This is a genomic window from Candidatus Magnetaquicoccus inordinatus, assembly GCF_004217665.1.
Classification (GTDB): Bacteria; Pseudomonadota; Magnetococcia; order Magnetococcales; family Magnetaquicoccaceae; genus Magnetaquicoccus; species Magnetaquicoccus inordinatus.
This window is the reverse complement of the sequence record NZ_RXIU01000169.1, coordinates 1-7,886: the sequence shown is the minus strand read 5'-3', so window position 1 is coordinate 7,886 and position 7,886 is coordinate 1. Positions and strand designations below refer to the sequence as shown.

Here is a 7,886-nt window from a genome sequence, read left to right as displayed (position 1 = left end):
GGCTTGACTTGGCGATGGGAGGCAATCTACCCTGCCAATGGCGGAGGGAGAAAATGGATTCTGGAATGCAATAGGAAAAAGATGAACGAGAGAGTGGTCTTTTCTACAGAGCAGGGCAGAATGTGCCCGGAGTGTCAGCAACCGCTGAGTGGCTGTATCTGTCGCCAGACAAAAAGTGTTGCTGCTGCCGGGGGACTGCGAGTGTTGCGTGAGCGCAAAGGGCGACAAGGCAAGGATGTGACGGTGATTCATGGCCTCTCCTTGGATCCTCTTTCCTTGGCCCAACTGGGCAAAGAGTTGCGCAGTGCCTGTGCCACTGGCGGCACTGTCAAAGAGGGAACCATTGAGCTGCAAGGGGATCATGTGCAGATGATTATCAGCTTGTTGAGCAAAAAAGGCTGGTCGGTCAAACGCAGCGGCGGTTGATCCTCTTTCTGGCTTGTCTGATATAAATGATTGTTTGCAAAAACAATCTGTTATCGGTTAGTCCCATTGCGCAATAGCCTGAGGTTAACAGCAAAGTCCCAGAGAGCGTTTTGCTTTATTGCGCTTGCCAGTAAAAACGTGAAGGATGGTTGACCCTTCCCTGCTTGACGATGACAAATCCTGGACAAGAGCCATAACGTGACCAGGTGGAAGGGCAGGGGTTGTTTTTCCGGAAGATCTGCAGAGCTTGCGCAAAGCTGTAGTGGTGGTGCGCTCTGCCATGATGGTTGCGATAGTGATGATGCATTCCATGCTGGTCATGGCTCCAGGCCTCTCCAGAGAGGCCGATTATAAACAGTATGGCTGTGCAGAGCAGGAATCGCTTCATTGCCTATCAATCCTTACCGTCGATAATAACCATGGTGACCATGGTGGCCATGATGACCATGGCAACAGAACAGATGGTGACAGCCGGTTAATGTAAACATACTTGCCACCAGTAGCACAATAATGAATGCTCTTTTTGAATGGGTAGGCATGGGTGAATTTTTCAGTGGCAACTGGGTTAAAGTTGGAGGGGGGTAGGCAAACAGCTTTCCCACCCCCCTCTGGGTACAACAACTGCTGGAAACCAGCAGTGTGCTCTACTTTTTGCTGTCAGCGGCCTTGTGTTCAGCCGCTGCCGGTGTGGGGGGTTTGTTGTCGGTCGTAACAGGTGTGGTGGCTTTGCCCTCCGCCATGGCTGGCGTGGCCGCTTTGCTGTTGGCTGGTGCCGTAGTGGCAACACCTCCTTGCTTGGCCTCGGTTTTGCCGACAGTGTCCGCTTTCTTGCCGGCACTCTGCTCTGCAGGAGCAGGAGTTGCCGCTGCCATCTTCGCTGGCTGGGTGGTGGTTGCTGTAGCGGCGTTCTCTGTGCCAGAAATGGCAGTGCCACCAATAATCATCGAGGTTACCAAGACAGCCAAGCTCATTGCCAATTTGCGCATCTTTTTTTCCTTTTTGTAGGGTATGTTGACCTGGGTTTTATGCCAGTCTGTTTTGTTTGTCAGCCGACTCTGCGTCGCTCTTGCCTACATGGACGGAGCCAGTAACAGCTTTTGTCGCCTGTGTTGAGAAAATTGCTCAACCTGGAACAGTTCGGCACTGTGCCTAACAACAAGGAAAAATACAGACAAGCCTTTTGCCCAAGTTATTTTTGCAAGAAAAAAGCGAAAAATGCGGGAAAGTTGATCTATGTTAATTTTAATGCGGCTGTTCCCGAATATTATACACGGCAGGTTAGGAGTTGGTTGATGTGTGCTGCTACAAAGGAGTGGATCCGGCATGATGGAAGAGACAACTTCCTTTGCCCTGGCCAGTGCCGTTGTTCTGGTATATCCCGAACGACTGCAGGAGGTTGCCTCTGTAATTTCGACCATGCCCGGCGTGGTCGTCCATCATGTTTCCGAGGTGGGTAAATTGGTGGTGACCCTGGAAGGTGCAGAATTTGAACCTTTGGCCGATCTGCTTACGACAATCAAACATACCGACGGCGTCTTGAGCGCCGACCTGATCTATCAGCATTTTGAGGAAGCATCTGCCCCCCACAGCAAGGAGATGGTACTGTGAAGCTAACCCGACGCGAATTTATCAGGATCAACGCTGTTGCCGCTGCCGCATCGGTAGCGGGCGTGGCCATTCCTGCCCTAGCCGACAGTCAATCGCCACCGCAAGAGGAGGATATTCGTTGGGATAAGGCTCCTTGTCGTTATTGTGGTACAGGGTGCAGCGTGTTGGTGGGTACCAAAAATGGCCGTATTGTGGCAACCCAGGGTGATCCTGATGCCCCGGTCAACAAAGGTTTGAACTGTATCAAAGGCTATTTTCTCTCGAAAATTCCGTATGGTTCGGATCGTCTGACCACGCCGTTGCTGCGCAAGAAAAATGGCAAATTTCATAAAGAGGGTGATTTTGTTCCGGTCACGTGGGATGAAGCCTTCGATATTATGGCCGAAAAATATAAGGCTGCTCTGAAAAAGGGTGGACCGAGCACGGTGGGTATGTTTGGTTCCGGGCAGTGGACCATCTGGGAGGGTGTGGCGGCGGCCAAACTGTTCAAGGCGGGTTTCCGTTCCAACAATCTCGATCCCAACGCACGGCACTGCATGGCCTCCGCAGTGGCCGGTTTTATGCGCACTTTCGGTATTGATGAGCCGATGGGCTGTTATGACGATTTGGAGCATGCCGATGTCTTCGTGCTTTGGGGTTCCAATATGGCGGAGATGCACCCGGTGCTTTGGTCGCGTCTGACCAATACCCGTTTGACCCGCCCCAATTGCCAAGTGGTGGTGCTCTCCACCTACCAGCATCGCAGCTTTGATTTGGCTGATCTGGGCATTGTTTTTAAACCGCAGAGCGATTTGGCCATTGCCAACTATATCGCCAACCATATTATCCAGTCAGGCAAGGTCAATGAGGCTTTTGTCAGCAGCCATGTCGCCTTCCATAAAGGGGTGACCAATATTGGTTATGGTCTGCGTCCTACCCATGCCTTGGAAAAAGAGGCGGCGGATGCCAAAGATCCCAATGTCAGCGCTCCCAGCTCTTTCGAGGAGTATAAAGCCTTTGTGGCGGAATATACCTTGGAGAAAACCAGTACCCTCACTGGGGTGCCCAAAGAGGAGCTGCTGGCGCTGGCCGAGCTCTATGCCAATCCCAAATTAAAGGTGATGTCTTTATGGACCATGGGTGTCAACCAACACACCCGTGGCACCTGGATGAACAACCTGATCTATAACATGCACCTTTTGACCGGAAAAATTTCCGAACCGGGCAACTCGCCTTTCTCTCTGACCGGGCAGCCATCGGCGTGTGGTACAGCACGTGAAGTGGGCACCTTCTCCCATCGCCTGCCTGCCGATATGGTGGTGACCAATAAAGATCATCGGGCGCTGACAGAAAAGCTGTGGAATCTTCCTGAGGGAACCATTCCCGACAAACCGGGGTATCATGCGGTGGTGCATCATCGCATGCTGAAGGATGGCAAACTCAATGCCTATTGGGTGATGTGTACCAACAATATGCAGACTGCACCCAATATGAATGAAGAGGGATTGCCAGGTTATCGCAATCCAGAGGCTTTTGTGGTGGTCTCCGATCCCTATCCGACAGTGACTGCCATGGCCGCAGATCTGATTCTGCCCACGGCCATGTGGGTGGAAAAAGAGGGTGCCTATGGCAACGCCGAACGGCGTACCCAGTTTTGGCGGCAGATGATCAAGGCGCCAGGCGAGGCCAAATCCGATCTGTGGCAGATGGTGGAGTTTTCCAAGCGCTTCAAGGTGGAGGAGGTTTGGCCGGCGGAGTTGATTGCCAAAAAGCCGGAGCTGCAGGGCAAAACGCTGTTTGATGTGCTCTATGCCAATGGACAGGTCAACAAGTTTCCTTTGACCGAGCTGCAACAAGGGTTCCAAAACGACGAATCCAACCATTTTGGCTTTTATCTGCAGAAGGGTTTGTTTGAAGAGTATGCGGCTTTTGGTCGTGGGCATAAACATGATCTGGCCGATTTTGATGTCTACCATCGGGTACGCGGCCTGCGTTGGCCGGTGATCGGTGGCAAAGAGACCTTGTGGCGTTTCCGGGAGGGCTATGACCCCTATGTGAAAGAGGGCGAAAAGCTGCGTTTTTATGGCAAGCCGGATGGCAAGGCGTGGATTTTTTCTCTGCCTTACCAGGTTCCCGCCGAATCGCCCGACAAAGAGTATGATCTGTGGCTGACCACCGGTCGGGTTTTGGAGCATTGGCACTCCGGTTCCATGACCCGTCGTGTGCCGGAATTGCACCGGGCTGTGCCAGATGCCCAACTCTTTATTCATCCGGCAGATGCAGAACGGCGCTCCTTGAAACGGGGTATGGTGGCAAAAATCATCTCTCGTCGTGGGGAGATGCTGGCTCGGGTGGAGACCCAAGGGCGCAACCGTCCGCCAGAAGGTTTGGTGTTTATTCCCTTCTTTGACGAGTCGCGGCTGGTCAACAAATTGACCTTGGATGCCACCTGCCCGATCTCCAAAGAGACCGATTTTAAAAAGTGTGCTGTCAAAGTGGTCAAAGCCTAACGCTGGCTTTTGCTCGCCTCCAGCAGTGCTGCAGACAGGGTGTAGAGCCGAGCAGCTCAGCCTATGCTATGTGACCGTTGGGGAGGTTTTGCCGCAGAGTATTCAGGGTATTTGGGGCGAATGCGCGCAGGTTATAGCAGGAAAGGGTATGGCTTGGTGGTATCTGGAGGGGGGCGAGCCTTGGTTGAGGAGCGGGATATTTTTGCCTAAGGGGGCATGCCACCAAGGATGGCGGCAGAAAATGGATAAAAGATGGGCACGGATGGTGAAAAAAGCGGGGAACAGCAGCGCACGCGCAAGGGGGTAATAAAAAAAGGGGGGGAAAAGGGCGATTCATGGCTCTCCGGGCTGACGCGGCGGGAGTTGCTGCAAGAGAGTGGTGGACGGATGGTCAAGCTGGCGCTGGCTGGATTGCTGCTCTGGCTGCATGTGCGCAGCAGTGAGGCCAAAACCTCTGTGACCTTGCGTCCTCCAGGTGCACTGCCAGAGAAAGAGTTTTTGGGAGCCTGTCTGCGCTGTGGATTGTGTGTACGTGCCTGCCCCTATAACACCTTGGAATTGGCTGATGTAGGAAACGGTGTCGCCACGGGAACGCCCTTTTTTCGGGCCCGTAATATTCCTTGCGAAATGTGTCAGGATATTCCCTGTGTCAAGGCCTGTCCCTCTGGAGCATTGAATCCGTCGCTGCAGGATATTACCAAGGCGCGCATGGGACTGGCGGTTTTGGCCGATCAAGAAAACTGTCTGGCATTTTTGGGGATGCGCTGTGAGGTCTGTTTTCAGGTGTGTCCGGTGATGCAAAAAGCCATCCGTCTGGAGATGCGTCCCAATACGCGCAGCGGTAGCCATGCACTGTTTTTGCCAGTGGTCGATTCGGCACACTGTACCGGTTGTGGCAAATGTGAAAAGGGTTGTGTGTTGACCGAGGCGGCCATACGGGTTTTTCCCAGAGAGTTGGTGAAAGGTGAGTTGGGAAGCCATTATCGCCTGGGGTGGAAGGAGAAGGAGAAAGCCGGAGCCCCTCTGGTGCCGGAATTGATGCACTTTCCCGTGCGCAGACCAGGAGAATAAGCGTGTTGACTCCGCACCATTCCGCAACCGAACCGCAAAGAGCCTGGTGGCGTTTCTACCAATGGTTGTTCTGGCGCAGACTCAGCCAGATGCTGGTGCTCCTGCTCTTTTTGCTGGGCCCCTGGGCCGGAATTTGGATCATTCAAGGCAATCTTTCTGCCAGTCTGATTCTGGAAACGCTGCCCATGACCGATTTGTTGCTCTTTGCCCAGGTGGTCGCAGCGCAGGGTGTGCCAGCATTGCAAGTGGCTCTGGGAGTGCTCTTGGTGGTCGGAGTGTATGGGGTGCTGGGCGGCAGGTTTTTTTGCGCCTGGGTTTGTCCCGTCAATATGGTGACCGATTTGGCCTCCTGGTTGCGCAGACGCATGGGAATTACCAAAGGTTGGCGGGGCAGTCGCAGTATTCGCTTTGGCGTGCTGGTGCTGGTGCTGCTGCTGGCCGCCGGATCAGGAACGTTGCTTTGGGAGTGGATCAACCCGGTTGCCTTGCTGCATCGGGGCGTGATTTTCGGTCTTTGGCTGGGGCTCCTGGTCGTACTGGGAATCTTTTTTTTCGATCTGCTGGTCAGCCCGCATGGCTGGTGTGGACGTCTTTGTCCTACTGGCGCGGCCTATAGCCTCCTCTCCCATGTCAGTCTGCTGCGTGTGGATGCCGCCCGGAGAGAGGTATGTACCGACTGCAGGGAGTGTTACAAGGTCTGTCCAGAACCACAGGTGATCGATCTGCCCCTGCGTGGGGCCGAACGGGGGATCGGACCGACGATCACAGATGTGCAATGTACCAATTGCGGACGCTGTATCGATGTGTGTCCGGAGGATGTATACCAATTCGCCTTTCATTTACCCAACAAATCGAGGGTGGCGCTATGATCAAACGGAAGTTGCCGAGCATAAGGATGATTTTCATGATGGTAATCCTTGCATGCGCAGGTATAACCCCAGCCCAGGCGGGAGATGTGACAGGTTTGCGGGGAGGGGTGCCTCTCGATGGTGCCGAACGGAGCCCTGAGCTGACCAAATGGATGCCGGACAGCCATGCTTTGCCGCGTGCCTATCTCCAGCAGCCACCGCTTGTGCCGCATCAGATTGAGAGCTACAAAATTGATATGCGGCAGAACAAGTGTATGACCTGCCACAGTTGGAGCAAAGCCAAAGAGACACGGGCGACCAAAATCAGCCTGACCCATTTTCGTAACCGTTTTGGTTCGGAAATGTCGGATGTCTCGCCCCAGCGCTATTTTTGCACACAGTGTCATGTCCCCCAAAAGGATGCGCCTCCTTTGGTAGAGAATACCTTCAAACCGGTCGAAGCCATCAAATAAGTTGGGATTGATGATTTAAGCGGTTCAGCCACATTTAGAGAAGGAAACTGCCATGAATTTGTTTGAGGCAATTGCGGATCTTGCGAAAAGGAAAACCTGGCCGGTTTTGTTTACCTTTTTGGGATTGGGTGTGATTTTCTTGGGTGGTTTCCAGTGGGCGCTGGCTGTTACCAACACCGAGCAGTTTTGTATCTCCTGTCACGAAATGGAAGAGAATGTGTTCAAGGAGTATCGTGACACCATTCACTATGCCAATCGCACGGGGGTACGTGCCACCTGTCCTGACTGCCATGTGCCCCGTCAGTGGCAACACATGGTGGTGCGCAAGATTCAGGCGAGCAACGAGTTGCTGCATAAGGTGCTGGGTACGATTGATACCCCAGAAAAATTTGAGCGCAAACGTCTGGAGTTGGCGCGCCATGTCTGGGAGGCGATGAAAAAGACCGACTCCCGCGAGTGTCGCAACTGCCATAACTTTAACTCGATGGACTTTACCCGCCAGGGCATCCGCGCCTTTGATTTTCACGAGCGGGGCTTTGCGCAGAATAAAACCTGCATTGACTGTCATAAGGGTATCGCACACACTTTGCCACGTGGCATGACGGTTGCGGATGACAGCAGTCACATGCAGTAAGGCTTGCTCAGGTTGGGTAGTGTTGCACAATCTTCCCTTGCTGTTGTCGAGTGCTGTTGTGTGTGTGTGAGTTTTCCTTTCTTGCATGGCGCGTTTGCGGTGTGGTGTAACTGGTGAGCGCGTGGCAGCAAGGGAGCTCCCTGCTCCTTGAGCATGTTGTGAATCCTGCCGCCTGCGGGTATGTCAAGATCAGTGCCCCGGTAAGTGCGTATATTATAATGCGTATTTTTACCGGGGCACGCCTGTTTTTGCAGGTAATTGGTAACTATTCAGGTTCGTGCTGGTTCGCCAGCTCTACCCCCATGGGGATGCTGTGCGGATTGGCGCAAAAATGCGC

The 7,886-nt window shown here is 53.4% G+C and carries 9 protein-coding genes; 7 read left to right on the top strand and 2 right to left on the bottom strand.

Features of this window, described 5'->3' with window-relative positions:
- Positions 1-81: 81 nt before the first annotated feature.
- On the top strand, positions 82-426 hold the full coding sequence (locus EJP87_RS11675; RefSeq protein ID WP_130472053.1) for a translation initiation factor Sui1: 345 nt from the start codon (positions 82-84) through the stop codon (positions 424-426).
- Positions 427-541: 115 nt separating this feature from the next.
- Here EJP87_RS11675 and EJP87_RS11670 read toward each other — a convergent pair whose 3' ends face one another.
- Together EJP87_RS11670 and EJP87_RS11665 are read right to left on the bottom strand one after the other, a co-directional pair.
- On the bottom strand, positions 542-814 hold the full coding sequence (locus EJP87_RS11670; RefSeq protein ID WP_130472052.1) for a hypothetical protein: 273 nt from the start codon (positions 812-814) through the stop codon (positions 542-544).
- Positions 815-1,070: 256 nt separating this feature from the next.
- Positions 1,071-1,412 (bottom strand): hypothetical protein, encoded by a 342-nt coding sequence (locus EJP87_RS11665; protein ID WP_130472051.1) that lies wholly within the window; start codon positions 1,410-1,412, stop codon positions 1,071-1,073.
- 337 nt (positions 1,413-1,749) lie between these two features.
- Between EJP87_RS11665 and EJP87_RS11660 the strand changes: the two genes are divergently transcribed.
- The 6 genes from EJP87_RS11660 to EJP87_RS11635 all read left to right on the top strand — a co-directional run bounded on the left by EJP87_RS11660 (position 1,750) and on the right by EJP87_RS11635 (position 7,549).
- Positions 1,750-2,034, top strand: coding sequence for a chaperone NapD (locus EJP87_RS11660; protein ID WP_130472050.1), 285 nt, complete (start codon positions 1,750-1,752; stop codon positions 2,032-2,034).
- The gene (gene napA, locus EJP87_RS11655; protein WP_130472049.1) at positions 2,031-4,523 is read left to right on the top strand and encodes a nitrate reductase catalytic subunit NapA; all 2,493 of its coding nucleotides are present in this window, start codon (positions 2,031-2,033) and stop codon (positions 4,521-4,523) included. Before EJP87_RS11660 ends, napA begins: the two co-directional genes overlap by 4 nt.
- A 252-nt stretch (positions 4,524-4,775) precedes the next feature.
- Complete coding sequence (gene napG, locus EJP87_RS11650; protein ID WP_130472048.1) at positions 4,776-5,594, top strand: ferredoxin-type protein NapG; 819 nt, start codon at positions 4,776-4,778, stop codon at positions 5,592-5,594.
- A gap of 2 nt (positions 5,595-5,596) precedes the next feature.
- On the top strand, positions 5,597-6,463 hold the full coding sequence (napH, locus tag EJP87_RS11645) for a quinol dehydrogenase ferredoxin subunit NapH (protein WP_227657599.1): 867 nt from the start codon (positions 5,597-5,599) through the stop codon (positions 6,461-6,463).
- 35 nt (positions 6,464-6,498) lie between these two features.
- The gene (locus EJP87_RS11640) at positions 6,499-6,915 is read left to right on the top strand and encodes a nitrate reductase cytochrome c-type subunit (protein WP_227657598.1); all 417 of its coding nucleotides are present in this window, start codon (positions 6,499-6,501) and stop codon (positions 6,913-6,915) included.
- A 52-nt stretch (positions 6,916-6,967) separates the two neighbouring features.
- Entirely contained in the window at positions 6,968-7,549 is a 582-nt protein-coding gene (locus EJP87_RS11635) for a NapC/NirT family cytochrome c (RefSeq protein ID WP_130472047.1), read from the top strand.
- Positions 7,550-7,886: the final 337 nt, after the last annotated feature.

Coding starts and splice junctions, on each gene's coding strand:
- EJP87_RS11670 (WP_130472052.1), bottom strand. CDS start 814: ATGAAGCGATTCCTGCTCTGCACAGCCATACTGTTTATAATCGGCCTC.
- napG (WP_130472048.1), top strand. CDS start 4,776: ATGGGCACGGATGGTGAAAAAAGCGGGGAACAGCAGCGCACGCGCAAG.
- EJP87_RS11675 (WP_130472053.1), top strand. CDS start 82: ATGAACGAGAGAGTGGTCTTTTCTACAGAGCAGGGCAGAATGTGCCCG.
- EJP87_RS11665 (WP_130472051.1), bottom strand. CDS start 1,412: ATGCGCAAATTGGCAATGAGCTTGGCTGTCTTGGTAACCTCGATGATT.
- EJP87_RS11635 (WP_130472047.1), top strand. CDS start 6,968: ATGAATTTGTTTGAGGCAATTGCGGATCTTGCGAAAAGGAAAACCTGG.
- EJP87_RS11640 (WP_227657598.1), top strand. CDS start 6,499: ATGATGGTAATCCTTGCATGCGCAGGTATAACCCCAGCCCAGGCGGGA.
- EJP87_RS11660 (WP_130472050.1), top strand. CDS start 1,750: ATGATGGAAGAGACAACTTCCTTTGCCCTGGCCAGTGCCGTTGTTCTG.